Source organism: Oceanibaculum nanhaiense (assembly GCF_002148795.1).
Lineage (GTDB): Bacteria > Pseudomonadota > Alphaproteobacteria > Oceanibaculales > Oceanibaculaceae > Oceanibaculum > Oceanibaculum nanhaiense.
In genome coordinates, this window is record NZ_MPOB01000005.1 from 269,333 (window position 1) to 285,200 (window position 15,868).

Annotated in this window: 14 protein-coding genes; 8 read left to right on the forward strand and 6 right to left on the reverse strand. The window is 64.9% G+C overall.

What is annotated here, in order from left to right:
* Positions 1–33: 33 nt before the first annotated feature.
* Positions 34–1,857: a glutamine--fructose-6-phosphate transaminase (isomerizing) gene (gene glmS, locus BKM74_RS10980; RefSeq protein WP_086465757.1), complete on the reverse strand. Its 1,824-nt coding sequence runs from the start codon at positions 1,855–1,857 to the stop codon at positions 34–36.
* A gap of 239 nt (positions 1,858–2,096) precedes the next feature.
* Between glmS and BKM74_RS10985 the strand changes: the two genes are divergently transcribed.
* Positions 2,097–2,294, forward strand: coding sequence for a hypothetical protein (locus BKM74_RS10985; protein WP_086465758.1), 198 nt, complete (start codon positions 2,097–2,099; stop codon positions 2,292–2,294).
* A gap of 133 nt (positions 2,295–2,427) precedes the next feature.
* On the opposite strand, the gene prpB is transcribed toward BKM74_RS10985, so the two are convergent.
* Genes prpB through BKM74_RS11005 form a run of 4 tightly spaced genes read right to left on the reverse strand, consistent with a single transcriptional unit; the run spans position 2,428 to position 6,472 of the window.
* A complete protein-coding gene (gene prpB, locus BKM74_RS10990; protein ID WP_086465759.1) occupies positions 2,428–3,333 on the reverse strand; it encodes a methylisocitrate lyase in 906 nt (301 codons plus the stop codon).
* Between the two features lie 10 nt (positions 3,334–3,343).
* Positions 3,344–4,528, reverse strand: coding sequence for a bifunctional 2-methylcitrate synthase/citrate synthase (prpC, locus tag BKM74_RS10995; protein WP_086465760.1), 1,185 nt, complete (start codon positions 4,526–4,528; stop codon positions 3,344–3,346).
* 20 nt (positions 4,529–4,548) lie between these two features.
* The gene (locus BKM74_RS11000) at positions 4,549–6,054 is read right to left on the reverse strand and encodes an MmgE/PrpD family protein (RefSeq protein WP_086465761.1); all 1,506 of its coding nucleotides are present in this window, start codon (positions 6,052–6,054) and stop codon (positions 4,549–4,551) included.
* Positions 6,041–6,472, reverse strand: coding sequence for an acyl-CoA thioesterase (locus BKM74_RS11005; RefSeq protein WP_086465762.1), 432 nt, complete (start codon positions 6,470–6,472; stop codon positions 6,041–6,043). The genes BKM74_RS11000 and BKM74_RS11005 overlap by 14 nt, the downstream gene beginning before the upstream one ends.
* A 278-nt stretch (positions 6,473–6,750) precedes the next feature.
* On the opposite strand from BKM74_RS11005, the gene BKM74_RS11010 reads away from it, so the two are divergent.
* The 5 genes from BKM74_RS11010 (at position 6,751) to BKM74_RS11030 (ending at position 11,822) form a co-directional block, all read left to right on the forward strand.
* Entirely contained in the window at positions 6,751–7,527 is a 777-nt protein-coding gene (locus BKM74_RS11010) for a DeoR/GlpR family DNA-binding transcription regulator (RefSeq protein WP_086465763.1), read from the forward strand.
* The gene (locus tag BKM74_RS11015; RefSeq protein ID WP_086465764.1) at positions 7,524–8,675 is read left to right on the forward strand and encodes an ABC transporter ATP-binding protein; all 1,152 of its coding nucleotides are present in this window, start codon (positions 7,524–7,526) and stop codon (positions 8,673–8,675) included. The genes BKM74_RS11010 and BKM74_RS11015 overlap by 4 nt, the downstream gene beginning before the upstream one ends.
* A gap of 26 nt (positions 8,676–8,701) precedes the next feature.
* Positions 8,702–9,967, forward strand: a complete 1,266-nt coding sequence (locus tag BKM74_RS11020; RefSeq protein ID WP_086465765.1) for an ABC transporter substrate-binding protein — start codon at positions 8,702–8,704, stop codon at positions 9,965–9,967.
* A gap of 72 nt (positions 9,968–10,039) precedes the next feature.
* On the forward strand, positions 10,040–10,942 hold the full coding sequence (locus tag BKM74_RS11025; protein WP_086465766.1) for a carbohydrate ABC transporter permease: 903 nt from the start codon (positions 10,040–10,042) through the stop codon (positions 10,940–10,942).
* 13 nt (positions 10,943–10,955) lie between these two features.
* On the forward strand, positions 10,956–11,822 hold the full coding sequence (locus tag BKM74_RS11030) for a carbohydrate ABC transporter permease (RefSeq protein ID WP_217895465.1): 867 nt from the start codon (positions 10,956–10,958) through the stop codon (positions 11,820–11,822).
* A gap of 8 nt (positions 11,823–11,830) precedes the next feature.
* Here the strand turns inward: BKM74_RS11030 and BKM74_RS18745 are convergent, their stop codons facing one another.
* Positions 11,831–13,012 carry a hypothetical protein gene (locus tag BKM74_RS18745; protein ID WP_176342493.1) on the reverse strand — a complete coding sequence of 394 codons (1,182 nt, stop codon included), beginning with the start codon at positions 13,010–13,012 and terminating at the stop codon, positions 11,831–11,833.
* Between the two features lie 398 nt (positions 13,013–13,410).
* Here BKM74_RS18745 and BKM74_RS11040 point away from each other — a divergent pair, with 398 nt between their 5' ends.
* Both BKM74_RS11040 and urtA read left to right on the forward strand, forming a co-directional pair.
* The gene (locus tag BKM74_RS11040) at positions 13,411–14,343 is read left to right on the forward strand and encodes an NAD(P)-dependent oxidoreductase (protein ID WP_086465768.1); all 933 of its coding nucleotides are present in this window, start codon (positions 13,411–13,413) and stop codon (positions 14,341–14,343) included.
* A 202-nt stretch (positions 14,344–14,545) separates the two neighbouring features.
* On the forward strand, positions 14,546–15,844 hold the full coding sequence (gene urtA, locus BKM74_RS11045) for an urea ABC transporter substrate-binding protein (RefSeq protein ID WP_099045577.1): 1,299 nt from the start codon (positions 14,546–14,548) through the stop codon (positions 15,842–15,844).
* Positions 15,845–15,868 lie beyond the last annotated feature (24 nt).

Below are 15,868 nucleotides of genomic sequence, written 5' to 3' on the forward strand. Positions count from 1 at the left end.
ACAAGGCGACGGATATCCTCGCCGGATAGCCGGTTACTCCACCGTCACGGATTTGGCGAGGTTGCGCGGCTGGTCCACGTCGGTGCCCTTGATGACGGCGACATGGTAGGCCAGCAGCTGCACCGGGATGGCATAGAGGATCGGCGCCACGAAGGGGTGGACATGCGGCAGTTCGATGGTGGCGAAGGCCTCCTTGCCGATATGGGCGCAGCCCTTGGCGTCGCTCATGAAGATCACCTTGCCGCCGCGCGCCATCACCTCCTGCATGTTGGAGAAGGTCTTCTCGAACAGCGCGTCGCTGGGGGCGATGACGATGACCGGCACCGTATCGTCGATCAGCGCGATGGGGCCGTGCTTCAGCTCGCCCGCCGCATAGCCCTCGGCATGGATGTAGGAGATTTCCTTCAGCTTCAGCGCCCCTTCCAGCGCGATGGGGTAGCCGGTGTTGCGGCCGATATAGAGCACGTCGCGCGCTTCCGCGACTTCGGCCGCCAGCGCCTGGATCGCCTCGTCGCCGTTCAGTACCTCGGCGGCACGCGAGGGCACCTCGGCGATGGCGTTGGACAGCCGCGCTTCCTCCGCCCCGGAGATCGCGCCGCGTGCCCGCGCCGTGGCGATCACCAGGCAGGCCAGCAGCACCAGCTGGCAGGTGAAGGCCTTGGTCGAGGCGACGCCGATCTCCGGCCCGGCCAGCGTCGGCAGCACGGCGTCCGCCTCGCGCGCCATGGTGCTTTCCGGCACGTTCACGATGGCGATGGTCTTCTGCCCCGCCGCCTTGGCGTGGCGCAAGGCGGCCAGCGTGTCGATGGTCTCGCCCGATTGCGAGATGAAGATGGCCAGGCCGCCTTCCTCCAGCGGTGTGTCGCGGTAGCGGAATTCCGAGGCGATATCGATGTCGGCGGCGATGCGCGCCACCTTCTCGAACCAGTATTTCGCGACCATGGCCCCCAGATAGGAGGTGCCGCAGGCAACCAGCGTGATGCGGCTGATGGCGGCAAGGTCGATATCGAGCGGCGGCAGGTCGATGGCGCCGCTGGCCGGGTTCCACATGCTGCGCAGCGTGTCGCCGATGACGCCCGGTTGCTCGTAGATCTCCTTCAGCATGAAGTGCGGGTAGTTGCCCTTGCCGATCATCGCGCCGGACTGTGCGGTCGGTTTGGCCGGACGATCCACCACGCGGTCCTGCTCGTCATGGAAAATGGCGCCGGCGCGTGACAGCTCGACCCAGTCGCCCTCCTCCAGATAGGAGATGCGGCGCGCGAAGGGGGAAAGCGCCAGCGCGTCGGAGCCGAGGAACATCTCGCCCTCGCCCCAGCCGACGGCCAGCGGGCTGCCCTTGCGGGCGCCGACGATCAGGTCATGCTCGCCCCTGAACAAGATCGCCAGCGCATAGGCGCCGTCCATGCGCTTGATCGCCGTGGATACCGCCTGCTGCGGCGTCATGCCCTCGTTCAGATAGCGGGTGATGAGGTGGGCGGCGATTTCCGAATCGGTTTCGCTGGCGAAGACATGGCCCAGCGCCGACAGCTCCGCCGCCAGCTCGCGGTAATTCTCGATGATGCCATTATGCACCAGCGCCACCTTGTCGGTGGCGTGCGGGTGGGCGTTGCGCTCGTTCGGCACGCCATGCGTGGCCCAGCGCGTGTGGCCGATACCGATATCGCCATGGATGCCGTTCCCGGCGACGCGCTCCTCCAGCCGGGCGATCTTGCCCTCGCTACGGCGGCGCTCGATGCTGTCATTCACCAGCGTGGCGATACCGGCGGAATCATAGCCGCGATATTCCAGCCGCTTCAGCCCCTCGATCAGAGAGGGGACCACATCGGTCTTGCCGACCACGCCGATGATTCCGCACATGCCTGAAACCGCTCCTGGAAACTATGAAAACAGGCCGCCGGGTGAGGGGGCGGCGTCAGGCTAGGACCATGCACGAGAACGCAGCGGGAGACGAATCACAAATTGTATCAAGCTGTTGCAGGCTGCCTGTTGGCTAAAAACATGATTAATAAAAAATGAATTGCCTATAAAATACATTTTATCTAAAGTTACATTAGAGCGTGCGAGAAAACCGCACGATATAGGATATGGAGAAAGCCATGTCTCAGATCGGCTTCGTTTATCAATCTATGGCAACGGTGGCGCAGGCCAGCGTTACTAGCATGTACGCCAATCTCGATAATATCAATCAGCTGCGCCAGCAGCTCAGCGAGACTGTGTCCCCCCAGGCTGCAGAGGCGCCGGCGCCTGTCGCGGCGTCGTCTGGCACGGAAGGCCGTGTGGATATCACTGTCTGATTACGGCCCCCCGGATACAGCGCCCGTAATTCTCCGTTCTTCTGGCCCTCTCCTTCGAACGCAATAACGCCGCAGGGTTTTTCAACCGCTGCGGCGCTTTTTTGTGCGAAACGGCCAGCCTGAAATGGCCGGATCAGGATGGCAGGACCGTCGCAACGATGGAGGCGTCCAGCGCTTCGTACTTGGCAAGGTCGATGGTGTCGTACAGTTCGGCGCGGGTCTGCATCTCGCCGGCCATCGCCTCGGTCGAGCCGTTCTGCTTCAGCGTGGCGTACAGCTTTTCCTGCGCCTTGTTGGCGACGCGCAGGCTGCTGACCGGCCAGATCACCATGCGGTAGCCCATCTCCTCGAATTCCTGCGCGGTGAAGAAGGGCGTGCGGCCGAACTCCGTCATGTTGGCCAGCAGCGGCACGCCGGGCATGCGCTGGGCGAATTCGCGGAACATCTCGGCACTGTTCAGCGCCTCCGGGAAGATCGCGTCGGCGCCGGCTTCCATGTAGAGCTTGGCGCGGGCGACCGCCCCGTCCATGCCCTCGCTGGCCGCCGCATCGGTGCGGGCGATGATGTAGAGGTTGCGCCGGGCCTTCGCGGCGGCGGCGACCTTGGCCGCCATGTCGTGGGCATTGGCCAGCTTCTTGTCGTTCAGATGGCCGCATTTCTTCGGCAGCAGCTGGTCCTCGATATGCACGGCACCGGCGCCGGCATCCTCGAAGCTGCGCACCATATGCATGACGTTCAGCGCCTCGCCATAGCCGGTGTCGCCGTCCACCAGCACCGGCCGGCCGCTGGCGCGGGCGACCTGGCGGATGAAGAAGCACACCTCGTCCACGGTGATGATGCCGAGATCGGGGATGCCCATCGAGGCGGTCATCGCCGCCCCCGACAGGTACAGCGCCTCGAAACCGGCCTTGCTGGCCTGCAGCGCCGCCATGCCGTTATGGGTGCCGGGAATGCCGAGGATGCCAGGGCTCTCGACCAGCTTGCGAAAGCGCTGGCCGGCCGGTTCGGCCGGCAGATCGTCGGCGATCAGATAGGGCATACTGTTCTCCTCAGGCTTTCTTTCCGGCGGCCTTCTTCGCGGCCTTCTTGCCGCGCTGGCCGATCGGCACGAAGGTCAGATTCTCCGGCCCGACATAATTGGCCGACGGGCGGATGATCTTGTTGTCGGTGCGCTGCTCGATGATGTGCGCCGCCCAGCCGGAGGTGCGGGAGATCACGAACAGCGGCGTGAACATCGCTGTCGGCACACCCATCAGGTGATAGGAGACGGCGCTGAACCAGTCGAGGTTCGGGAACATCTTCTTCACATCCGCCATCACCGTCTCGATGCGCGCGGCGATGTCGAACATCTGCATCGACCCGGCTTCCTTCGACAGCTTGTGGGCGACGCGCTTGATCACCTCGTTACGCGGGTCCGACACGGTATAGACCGGATGGCCGAAGCCGATGATGACCTCCTTCGCCGCGACACGGGCCCGGATGTCGGCCTCCGCCTCGTCGGCATCGGCATAGCGCTGCTGAATCTCGAAGGCGGCCTCGTTGGCGCCGCCATGCTTCGGCCCGCGCAAGGCGCCGATGGCACCGGCGACGGCTGAATACATGTCCGACCCGGTGCCGGCGATGGAGCGTGCGGTGAAGGTCGAGGCGTTGAACTCGTGCTCGGCATAGAGGATCAGCGAGGTCTGCATCGCCCGGATATGCGAGGCCGAGGCCGGCTTGCCGTGCAGCAGGTGCAGGAAGTGCGCGGCGATGCTGTCATCGTCGGTCTCCAGATCGATGATCTGGCCGCGATGGGCGTAGTGGTACCAGTAGAGCAGCATGGACCCCAGCGAGGCCATCAGCCGGTCGGCGATGTCGCGCGCCGCCGGATGGTTGTGGTCATGCGCTTCCGGCAGGACGCAGCCCAGCGCGGAGACGCCGGTACGCATCACGTCCATCGGATGCGCCGAGGCGGGGATCGCCTCCAGCACGTCCTTCACCGCCGCCGGCAGGGCGCGCATGGCCTTCAGCTTGGTCTTGTAGGCATCGAGCTGGGCCTGCGTCGGCAGGCTGCCATGCACCAGCAGATGGGCGATTTCCTCGAACTCGCAGCTCTCCGCGATGTCCAGGATGTCGTAGCCGCGATAATGCAGGTCGTTGCCGGTGCGGCCCACGGTGCACAGCGCGGTGTTGCCGGCGGTGACGCCGGACAGCGCCACCGATTTCTTCGGCTTGAAGGTCGGATTTTCCGCCATGGTTGTGTCTCCCTTTTCCGTTATTTCCAGTCGAAGATGCCGGTCGGCCGGGGCGCGCCCAGCTTGCCGGCTTCGACGGTCACGTTGAGGGCGCTGAGGTCGCTGAGGGTGGCGAGCTTCTCGACCGCCTCCAGGAAGCGGTCCTGCTCGGCCGGGGCGACAATACCTTCCGCCAGCGTGCGGAACTTGGCGATATATTGCGGCCGGGCGAAGGGCCGGGCGCCCAGCGGATGGGCGTCGGCCACGGCCAGCTCGTCGGTGATGGTGGAGCCGTCCTCCATGGTCACCACGACGCGCCCGCCGAACGCCTTCTCCTTGGGATCGCGGGAATGGTAGCGCCGGGTCCATTCCGGGTCTTCCAGGGTGCTGATCTTGTGCCACAGCGCCACCGTGTCCGGGCGCTGCGCGCGCTCCGGAGCGTAGGAGCGCTCATGGTGCCAGCCGCCGTCCTGCAGCGCGACCGCGAAGATGTACATGATCGAATGGTCCAGCGTCTCGCGGCTGGCCTTCGGGTCCATCTTCTGCGGGTCGTTGGCGCCGGTGCCGATCACGTAATGGGTGTGATGGCTGGTGTGGATGACGATGCTCTTCACCTTGGCGAAGTCGCCGACCTTCGGGCCCATGCGGCGGGCCAGGTCGATCAGCGCCTGGCTCTGGTACTCCGCCGAATGCTCCTTGGTGTAGGTATCCATGATGGCGCGCTTCGGCTCGCCCTTCTCCGGCAGCGGCACCTGGTATTCCGCCTTCGGGCCGCTCAGCAGCCAGGCGATGAAGCCGTCCTCGCCCTCATAGGCCGGCGACGGGGCGCCCTCGCCACGCATCACCCGGTCCACCGCCTCGATCGCCATCTTGCCGGCGAAGGCCGGGGCATAGGCCTTCCAGCTGGAAATCTCGCCCTTGCGCGACTGCCGCGTGGTGGTGGTGACGTGCAGCGCCTGCTGGATCGCCTGATAGATGGTCTCGGCGGGCAGGTTCAGCAGCGCGCCAATGCCGCCGGCGGCGGACGGCCCGAGATGGGCGATATGGTCGATCTTGTGCTCGTGCAGGCAGATGCCCTTCACCAGATCGACCTGGATCTCGTAGGACGCCGCCAGCGCGCGGATCAGATCCTGGCCGTTGCGGCCGACATGCTGGGCGACGGCCAGCACCGGCGGGATATTGTCGCCGGGATGCGAATAATCGGCGGCGAGGAAGGTGTCGTGATAATCCAGCTCGCGCACTGCAACGCCGTTCGCCCAGGCTGCCCATTCCGGCGAGAAACGCTTGTCGGACGGCAGGCCGAACACGGTGGCGCCGGGGCTGTAGGGGTGCGCCATGGTCTGGGCGCGGGCACTTGCCACCGGACGGCGCGCCACCGAGGCAACGGCGACCGAGGCATTGTCGATGATGCGGTTGCCGATCATCTCGGCGACATCGGCCTCTACCGGTACGGTCTCGGCGGCCATGGCGGCCATCTTCCAGGCCAGCTGGTCCTCGCGCGCGAGCTTCTCGGCGGATTTGTAGGTGCGAACGCTATGCGTCTTCACGGGGCAGTTCCTCGATCTTTTCTGGGGTTGTCGTGTCTGGTTTGTTGGTCGGTATGGCGGTGGGGCGGCCTTCCTTGTCGACCGCGACCATCTCGAAGGTGCCGCTCATGGTCATCGTCCGTTCGCCGGTGGCCAGAGTCTCGGCATGGACCTCGACGGAGACCGTCATGGAGGTGCGGCCCCGGCGCGTCACGCGGGCGATCAGCTCGATCAGCTGGCCGACCCGGGCCGGGCGGTGGAAGGCGATCTTGTCGCTGGACGCCATGACGATGTCGCAGCGCGCCGCGCGGCTGGCGGCTATATAGGCGGCCTTGCCCATCAGGCTGAGCGCGTTGCCGCCATAGAGCGTGCCATAGTGATTGGCCAGCTCCGGGAAGACCATTTCCGCGAAGCGGGTTTCGTCTGGTGCCGACTGCATGGGCTTGTTTCCGCCTGCTTTAGCTAGTGCGCGTCACAATATCCGCATCGCGCGCATCGGGGAAACAGTAAAAAAGCCGATTGCCGGGCAGGGGGTTAGGACAATCCGGCTGGTATTACCGGTTGTGCGGCACGGCGGGGATGCATGCTCCCGGCCCTGCGCGGGGAGGCGCGTTCGCACATGCGAGTTTTCATTTGAATGTAACCTAACTGTCGCGAGGGGGTCATTCGCCGGGTATACTCCTGAAAAAAGATCGAACCGGGGGGAATTTCGTTCAAATGAACCTGTCGTCAAGGCAGTCGGACATCATTGCGCTGATCCGGCGCGAGGGCTTCCAGTCCATCGAGGCGCTGGCGAATCATTTCGCGGTCACGCCGCAGACCATCCGGCGCGATGTGAACAGCCTGTGCGATGCCAACATCCTGCGCCGCCGTCATGGCGGGGCGGAGCTGCTGGGCAGCACGCTGAATGCGCCCTACGAATCGCGCCGCGTGACCAATCTGGAGGCGAAGCGCCGCATCGGCGCCGCCGTTGCCGGGCTGATCCCCAGCCGCGCCTCGGTGCTGTTCGGCATCGGTACGACGCCGGAGCAGGTGGCGCTGGCCATGGCTGGGCATGAGGATCTTACCGTCGTCACCAACAATCTGAACGTCGCGGTAGCGCTGTCGGCGGCGCGGTCGAACCGCATTGTTCTGCCGGGCGGCGTGCTGCGCCTGCCGGATCGCGACTTTCTGGGGCATGAGGTGGAGACGATGTTCCGCAGTTACCGCGCCGATTACGGCGTCTATGGCGTCGGCGGCATCGACCGCGACGGCACGCTGCTGGATTTCGAGCGGGACGAGGTGTCGGCGCGCGAGGCGATCCGCGAGAGCTGCCGCACCGCCATCCTGGTCGCCGATATTTCCAAGATCGGCCGGCTGGCCGCCGCGCAGGGCGGCATGATCTGGGATGCCGACATCGTGGTCACGGATGCGGCCCCGCCGGAGGAGATCGCGGCGGCGATCCGCAAATCCAGCGCCCGGCTGATCGTCGCCGGGCAGGAGGTGACGGCATGAGCGCAGCTCCCTTCATCGCCCTCGAGTCGGTCGCGAAGAGCTGGGGCGAGAGCCGCGGCGTTGCCGGCGTCGATCTCGTCATCGACCATGGCGAGTTCGTCGTGCTGCTGGGACCGTCCGGCTGCGGCAAGTCCACCACGCTGCGGCTGATTGCCGGGCTGGAGGCGCCGACGGCGGGCCGCATCCTGATCGACGGCCAGGATGTGACGGCGCTGCCGCCGGCAAAGCGCGGCCTGTCCATGGTGTTCCAGTCTTATGCCCTGTTCCCGCATCTGAATGTCGCCGAGAACATCGTGTTCGGGCTGAAGGTGCGCAGGCTGCCGCGCGCCGAACGGCAGGCGCGCCTCGATCAGGCGCTGCGGCTGACCGGTCTTGCCGGCTATGAGGATCGCAGGCCGGCGGCATTGTCCGGCGGCCAGCGGCAGCGCGTGGCGCTGGCCCGCGCCATCGTCGCCGGCCATCCGCTGTGCCTGATGGACGAGCCGCTGTCCAACCTGGACGCCAAGCTGCGCCATGAGGTGCGGCAGGAAATCCGCCAGTTGCAGCAGGATCTCGGCATGACGGTCGTTTATGTGACGCACGACCAGACCGAGGCGATGGGCATGGCCGACCGCATCGTGCTGATGAAGGAAGGGCGGATCGAGCAGCAGGGCATGCCGGAGCAGCTCTATGAGCGCCCGGTCAGCGCCTTCGCCGCCGGGTTTGTCGGCAGCCCGCCGATGGCGCTGCTGCCGGCGGAGCGGTTGCCGGTGGGCCTGCGCGAGGGCGTGGCTTCGGGCGGCGCCGGTGTGCTGGTCGGCGTGCGGCCGGAGGAGCTGCGCCTTGCCGCCGCGGACGAACCGTCGCTGCCGGTACAGGTGACGGGCATCGAATTCCTGGGCGGCGAAACACTGGTCTATTGCGCGGCCGAGGCCGGCGCGCTGATCGCCAAGCTGCCTGGCCGCCCGGCGCTGGTGCGCGGCGGCACCGCCGAAATTACCTGGAATGCGGCCAGCCGGCATCTGTTCGATGCTGTCGATGGCCGCCGACTTTCCGATCCGCTGGCCCCCGAATCACGGGTATTGGGCGGGCGGGCGGAGCAAGGGGCCAGCGGAACGGGCAAGGTCCCGCTGGCCCATCGGTCCCTTGCGGGGGCCGATCACCCGTAGCCTGGATGATGAAAGGATTGTGACACATGACGATGCAGCGCGTAAGGGCGGCGGCATTTGCCGCCGCGCTCGCCGGGATGGCCTCACCCGCCATGGCCGATGTCGAGCTTTCCATGTACTACCCGATCGCGGTCGGCGGCCCGCTGACCCAGGTGGTCGATGGGATGGTGAGTGATTTCCGGAAAGAACATCCGGACATCAAGGTCAATGCCATCTATGCCGGCAATTATGACGACACCCGCGTCCGTGCCCTGTCGGCGCTGAAGAGCGGCGAACCGGCGCAGCTTTCCGTGATGTTCTCCATCGACGTCTATGACCTGATGGAGCAGGACGTCATCGTGCCGTTCAGCGACGTCGTCTCGACGGCGGAGGAGAAGGCCTGGCTCGACAGCTTCTATCCGGGGCTGATGGCCAATGGCACCATCGATGGCAAGGTCTGGGGCGTGCCGTTCCAGCGCTCGACCATCGTCATGTACTACAACAAGGACGCCTTCCGGGAAGTCGGTCTCGACCCGAACCAGCCGCCGAAGACCTGGGACGAGATGGCGTCCGCCGCCAAGAAGCTGACCAAGGACGGCCGCTGGGGCGTGATGATCCCCTCCACCGGCTATCCCTACTGGATGTATCAGGCGCTGGCGATCCAGAACGGCCTGGAGCTGATGTCGGGCGACGGCACCAAGACCTTCTTTGACGATCCCGCCGCCATCGAGGCGCTGCAGTACTGGCGCGACCTTGGCACCAAGCACAAGGTGATGCCGGAAGGCACTGTCGAGTGGGGCACGCTGCGCCAGGCCTTCGTGCAGGGCCAGACCGCGATGATGTGGCACAGCACCGGCAATCTGACGGCGGTGAAGAAGGAGGCCAAGTTCGATTTCGGCGTCGCCATGCTGCCGGCCAAGAAGCGGCCCGGCTCGCCGACCGGCGGCGGTAACTTCTACCTGTTCAAGAAGGCGACCGACGCCGAGCGCAAGGCCGCGCTGACCTTCATCCGCTGGATGACCGCACCGGAGCGTGCGGCCGAATGGTCGAAGGCCACCGGCTATGTCGGCATCAGCCCGGCCTCCTACGAGACCGAGTCGCTGAAGAAGTATGCCGCCGAGTTCCCGCCGGCGCTGGTTGCCCGCGACCAGCTGCAGCATGCGGTCGCCGAGTTCTCGACCTACGAGACCGGCCGTGTCCGTGAAGGCCTGAACAATGCCATCCAGGCGGCGCTGACCGGCCGTCAGACGCCGGAAGCGGCGCTGAAGGACGCGCAGGCCAATGCCGAGCGGCTGCTGAAGCCGTTCCGGTAAGTATCGCTAACCGTCACCCCCGGCTCCAGCTTCACTGGGCGCCGGGGGTGATTCTTTCCGAAGGCTGCGACGATGACCGACGCCCCGCTTCTCGACCGCATCGAAAGCCGCAAGCTGGCGATTTATGGCTCGCTGCTGGTGCTGCCGTCGGTCTTCATGCTGTCGCTGTTTGCCTTCTGGCCGACGGTTGCGACGCTCTGGGCCAGCCTGTTCTCCAAGGGCACGGTGCGCCGCCCCTCGCAGTTCGTCGGCCTCGACAATTACGATTTCCTGTTTTCCGACCCCAGCTTCTGGCAGGTGGTCGGCAATAATCTGATCTATGCCGGGGTTACCATTCCGGTTTCCATCGGGCTGGCGATGGGCATGGCGCTGTGGGCCAATGCGCGGATTCCGGCGCGGGCGCTGGTGCGCATCGCCTATTTCACCCCGACCATGCTGCCGATGGTGGCGGCGGCCAATCTGTGGCTGTTCTTCTATACGCCCGATATCGGCGTGCTGAGCCGGCTGTTCGGCCTGTTCGGAATCAGCGGCATCAACTGGCTGGGCCAGCCGGAAACCGCACTGGCCAGTATCATCATGGTGACGATCTGGAAGGAGGCCGGCTTCTTCATGATCTTCTACCTGGCGGCCCTGCAGACCATCCCGCCCGACCTGAAGGAGGCGGCGCTGATCGAGGGCGCCGGGCGCTGGACCTATTTCCGGCGCATCCTGCTGCCGCTGCTGATGCCGACGACCTTGTTCGTCATGGTGAATGCGCTGATCAACTCGGTGAAGCTGATCGACCATCTGTTCATCCTGACCAAGGGCGGGCCGGACAATGCCTCGAAGCTGATCCTGTACTGGATCTGGGAGATGGCCTTCAGCTATTTCGACCGGCCCTCGGCGGCGGCGATGACCGTGCTGGTGCTGATCGTCCTGGGCGTGCTGGCCGTGCTGCAGTTCGCCGTGCTGGAACGGCGCATCCATTACCGGTGAGGAAGAGCAGCCCATGACCGATATCGTCGCGGTACGTCCCGCTGGCCGCACGCCCGCCCGGCGTACTCCCATCTGGCGCACGCTCGGCACGCTGGATGCTGTGGGCGCCATCCTGCTGGCGCTGATCTGGATCGCCCCGCTGGTCTTCGCCGTCTGGGCCGCCTTCCACACGCCGCAGGGCGCGCTGTCCTTCGACCTGTCCGCCCCGGTGACGCTGGAGAATTTCCGCACCGCCTGGGCCGGCGCGCCCTGGCCGCGCTATTTCCTGAACACCACGCTGCTGGTGACGGTGATCCTGGCCGGGCAGCTGTTCTTCTGCACCCTGGCGGGCTACGCCTTCGCGCGCTTCCGCTTTCCCGGCAGCGACGCGCTGTTCATGCTGGTGCTGCTGCAGCTGTTCATCCTGCCGGAAGTGCTGATCGTGGAGAATTACGCCATGATCTCCCGCCTCGGCCTGTTCGACACGATCCTCGGTATCGGCGCGCCCTATATGGCCAGCGCCTTCGGCATCTTCCTGCTGCGCCAGGCCTTCAAGGGCGTGCCGCGCGAGCTGGAGGAAGCCGCCCGCGTCGAGGGCTGCGGCTGGACCGGTGTGCTGTGGCGGGTCTATATCCCCGCCGCGAAGCCGGTCTATCTGGCCTATGCGCTGGTCTCCATCGCCACCCACTGGAACAATTTCCTGTGGCCGCTGGTGGTCACCAACTCCAACGAGACGCGGCCGCTGACCGTGGGCCTGTCGCTGTTCGCGGCACCGGAGAGCGGGGTGAACATCGCGGTCATCAGCGCCGCCACCCTGTTTACCATCGCGCCGCTGATGGTGGCCTTCCTGCTGTTCCAGCGCCAGTTCATCCAGGCCTTCCTGCGCGCCGGTATCCGCTAGGGCATCCGCTAGAGCTGGATGCCGTATCTGACGAAGCCTTGCCTGGCACCGGCGCAGGGCTGGACCGTGGCGAGCGTCTGCGCGGAAACTGCTGCCGGGCCTTTCAGTGTGGACAACACCGCCCACAGCCCGACATGGGTATCGACGTCGTTCAGCCCCAGCGCGGCGAGGTCGGCCAGGACATTGCCGCAGAGCGAGCCGATCCCGGCCTTCCAGTCCGCCGCAGCGGTGTCCGTCGCTCCCGCGACCTGCACGATGGCTTCGTTGTACCAGCTCTTGGCGCGCAGATATTCCCGGATGGTGGTGTTCTCCCCGACCAGCGTGTTCAGGGCCTTGTCCGGGGTCACGTCCTTCACCGCCAGTTTCGCCGCCGTAATCTGGGCCGCTTCTATCGCCGTGAAACGGGCCGGCGTGCGCTGGTCACATTCGGTGGCGGGCAATTGATCGGTATCGACGGTGCGGTCGGAGAAGATGGAGGGCTTCGGCGGTGCGAGGCGCAGCGCCCAGTCACCTGCAGGGATCAATGTTTCGCCGTCCTCGTCCAGCGCGAGGGCGAAGACGGACAGGCCGGTCCCATGCGTCACCGTGGCCACCGCCAGGTCGTGATGCATGGTTTCCGTATCGGTCGAGGAGAAAGCCTTGCCCACCGCGGCATCGATGATACGCGCTTCCTTTTCGATCTGCGGCCGGGTGAGGGAGGTCAGCAATTCTGATCCGGGCGCCGTCACCTTGATGGTTTCCTGCACGACATTGGCCAGCATCCGGGTTGCCGAGGAGGTCATTGCCTTCTGGTATTTCACCTGGAAGGAGATCGCCATGCGCGCGCCTTCCTCGACCCGGAAATAGGGGGTGTGGACCGAGGAGACGATCACGTCGGTCGTCCATTCCCGGCCATTGCCGCCATCGTCGTTCTTCGCGATGGTCAGCAGGGGGCGGGTAACGGCCGGCAGGCCGCCATCGGCGACCGTGGCGAACACCACGCTGTAGGTACTCTCACGCTGTATGACGAGGCGTGCGATCCGGCGTCCTAAGCTGTCGGGGTTGTCTGTTTTGTCGTTTGCCTGGGCTAGCCGGACGTTGCCCGTCAGTTCCATGCGGCTGTACATGCGCTTGTAGGAATCAAAGCACAGGGGCTTCGCCGTACTGGTAGTATCTTTCGGTAGCACCTCGGTGCGGATGAAGCGCGTCACCGGCAGGCGGTTGTCCCCGGCACCCCCGTCTCTGGCTCCTGGTTGCGGATCGCTTTTCTCAAATAAGGGCGGCTGGTCCGGAGCGCCGGCCGATTTCTGCCCTTGCGGGGCAGTGCAGGCGCTGAGGATCGTGCCGACCGCCAACAGCATTGTAAACCTGCGGACTTTCGCGTGTGCCATGCGCCCCTCCCCCCGAACGGACCGGCCTTTCGGACCGGCTTATTCAATTGTATTGTTATAAATTATAAAACCATTGGTACATTAGCAATAACGATTTAAAGAATGAAGACCCATGCGTCTGCTCCGTGGCGGCCTGCCGGTGATGGCCGTTGACGCTTGTGGAACCCGGCCCCTAGGCTTGCCGCCAAATTGCACAGGCTTCAGGGAAGGAAACGGATATGGGCGCGGAAACCAAAATCGGCCTGGTCGGCATCGGCATGATGGGCTGGCCGATGGGGGCCTGCCTCGCGAAGGCTGGATTTACGGTCGTCGCCTATGATGCACGGCCCGAACAGAGTGCCGCCTTCGCCAAGGAGGTCGGCGGCGAGACGGTTTCCTCCCTCGCCGAGCTGGGCCGGACCTGTTCCATCGTCGTCACCATGCTGCCGACCAGCAAGATCGTATCCGATGTGCTGCTGGGTGACGGAGACGTTGGGGGTGGCGGAATTGCCGAGGGCATGGCAAAGGGCGGCCTGGTCATCGACATGACCTCGGGCGTGCCGGATGTGACGATCTCGCTGGAGCCGGCGCTGAATGCGCGCGGAATCGCGATCATCGATGCGCCGGTTTCCGGCGGCGTGGCGCGGGCACGCACCGGCGAGCTGGCGATCATGGCCGGCGGCGCCGAGGCGGATATCGAGCGCGCCCGCCCGGTACTGGAGGCGATGGGCAAGGTGCAGCGCGCCGGGTCGCTGGGCTGCGGCCAGGCGATGAAGGCGCTGAACAATCTGGTCTCGGCTGGCGGCTTCCTGATCGGCGTGGAAGCCATGCTGGTCGGCAAGAAATTCGGCCTCGATCCCGAGGTGATGGTCGATATCCTGAACGCCTCCACCGGCATGAACAACAGCACCCAGAAGAAGTTCAAGCAGTTCGTGCTGTCCGGCGCCTTCAATTCCGGCTTCGCGCTGGACCTGATGGTGAAGGACCTCTCCATCGCCCTCGACGTCGCCAAGGCGCGCGGCGTGCCCACGCCCTTCGCCGCGCTGTGCCGGGAAATGTGGGCCTCGGCCGACGCCATGCTCGGCAAGGGGGCGGACCATACCGCGCTCGCCCTGCTGAGCGAGAGGCTGGCCAATCTGTCGCTGCGCGAGGATGAGGGAGCTCGGAATTAGCATAGTCTAAATTTTAGACAGCTTAATTCCGGCTTGCTTAAAAATTGTGCGGCGCACCCTTGTTCGCGCCTGGGGCGAAACCCCGCAGTTGAGGAAAATACTTAACGCTTCCCGCCGTTAATGAAGATGGCGTCTCCGTGGCACGCGCCTTGCGTTCTTGCTGCAATGCGGCATGGAACCGCGAATAACTGGGAGACGAGAAATGGCTGGGAAAAAAGGGGCAAAGCTCCTGACGGGGCTGATGGTCGGTGCATCGCTGCTGTTCGGCGCGATGACCGGCAAGGCGGAGGCACAGGACACCATCAAGGTCGGCATCCTGCATTCGCTGTCGGGCACGATGGCGATCAGCGAGACGACCCTGAAGGACGTCATGCTGATGCTGATCGATGAGCAGAACAAGAAGGGCGGTCTGCTGGGCAAGAAGCTGGAGGCGGTGGTCGTCGATCCGGCTTCCGACTGGCCGCTGTTTGCCGAGAAGGCGCGCGAACTGCTGACCGTGAACAAGGTGGCTGCTGTGTTCGGCTGCTGGACCAGCGTGTCGCGCAAATCCGTGCTGCCGGTGTTCGAGGAGCTGAACGGCATCCTGTTCTATCCGGTGCAGTATGAGGGCGAGGAATCCTCGCGCAACGTGTTCTACACCGGCGCCGCGCCGAACCAGCAGGCGATCCCCGCGGTCGATTATCTGGCCGCGCAGGAAGGCGTGCAGCGCTGGGTGCTGGCCGGTACCGACTATGTCTATCCGCGTACCACGAACAAGATCCTGGAGACCTACCTCAAGGACAAGGGCGTGGCCGCTTCCGACATCATGATCAACTACACGCCGTTCGGCCATGCAGACTGGCAGTCGATCGTCGCCGAGATCAAGAAGTTCGGCTCGGCCGGCAAGAAGACCGCCGTGGTCTCGACCATCAATGGCGATGCCAATGTGCCGTTCTACAAGGAGCTGGCGAACCAGGGCATCAAGGCCGAGGACATCCCGGTCGTCGCCTTCTCGGTCGGCGAGGAGGAGCTGGCAGGCATCGATACTGGCCCGCTGGTCGGCCATCTGGCAGCGTGGAACTACTTCATGTCTGTCGATACGCCGGAGAACAAGGATTTCATCAAGAAGTGGCAGGCCTTCATCAAGAATGACAAGCGCGTCACCAACGACCCGATGGAGGCGCATTACATCGGCTTCAACATGTGGGTGAAGGCGGTCGAGAAGGCCGGGACCATCGACGTCGATCCGGTGATCGATTCGCTGATCGGCGTGGCCGTGCCGAACCTGACCGGCGGCCTCTCGGCGATGATGCCGAACCACCACATCACCAAGCCGGTGCTGATCGGCGAGGTGCAGGGCGACGGCCAGTTCGATACGGTCTGGTCGACGCCCGGCCTGGTGGTTGGCGATGAATGGTCGGACTTCCTGCCGGACAGCAAGGATCTGATCTCCGATTGGCGCGCGCCGATGTCGTGCGGCAATTTCAACGTCAAGACCGGCAAATGCGGCGGCGCGAGCTGACGCCATAAGTTTGTGGAGTGGCCG

Bases quoted from the DNA above. Each gene is read 5' to 3' on its own strand.
- glmS (WP_086465757.1), bottom strand. From the start codon at position 1,857: ATGTGCGGAATCATCGGCGTGGTCGGCAAGACCGATGTGGTCCCCTCT.
- BKM74_RS10985 (WP_086465758.1), top strand. From the start codon at position 2,097: ATGTCTCAGATCGGCTTCGTTTATCAATCTATGGCAACGGTGGCGCAG.
- prpB (WP_086465759.1), bottom strand. From the start codon at position 3,333: ATGCCCTATCTGATCGCCGACGATCTGCCGGCCGAACCGGCCGGCCAG.
- prpC (WP_086465760.1), bottom strand. From the start codon at position 4,528: ATGGCGGAAAATCCGACCTTCAAGCCGAAGAAATCGGTGGCGCTGTCC.
- BKM74_RS11005 (WP_086465762.1), bottom strand. From the start codon at position 6,472: ATGCAGTCGGCACCAGACGAAACCCGCTTCGCGGAAATGGTCTTCCCG.
- BKM74_RS11010 (WP_086465763.1), top strand. From the start codon at position 6,751: ATGAACCTGTCGTCAAGGCAGTCGGACATCATTGCGCTGATCCGGCGC.
- BKM74_RS11015 (WP_086465764.1), top strand. From the start codon at position 7,524: ATGAGCGCAGCTCCCTTCATCGCCCTCGAGTCGGTCGCGAAGAGCTGG.
- BKM74_RS11020 (WP_086465765.1), top strand. From the start codon at position 8,702: ATGACGATGCAGCGCGTAAGGGCGGCGGCATTTGCCGCCGCGCTCGCC.
- BKM74_RS11025 (WP_086465766.1), top strand. From the start codon at position 10,040: ATGACCGACGCCCCGCTTCTCGACCGCATCGAAAGCCGCAAGCTGGCG.
- BKM74_RS11030 (WP_217895465.1), top strand. From the start codon at position 10,956: ATGACCGATATCGTCGCGGTACGTCCCGCTGGCCGCACGCCCGCCCGG.
- BKM74_RS11040 (WP_086465768.1), top strand. From the start codon at position 13,411: ATGGGCGCGGAAACCAAAATCGGCCTGGTCGGCATCGGCATGATGGGC.
- urtA (WP_099045577.1), top strand. From the start codon at position 14,546: ATGGCTGGGAAAAAAGGGGCAAAGCTCCTGACGGGGCTGATGGTCGGT.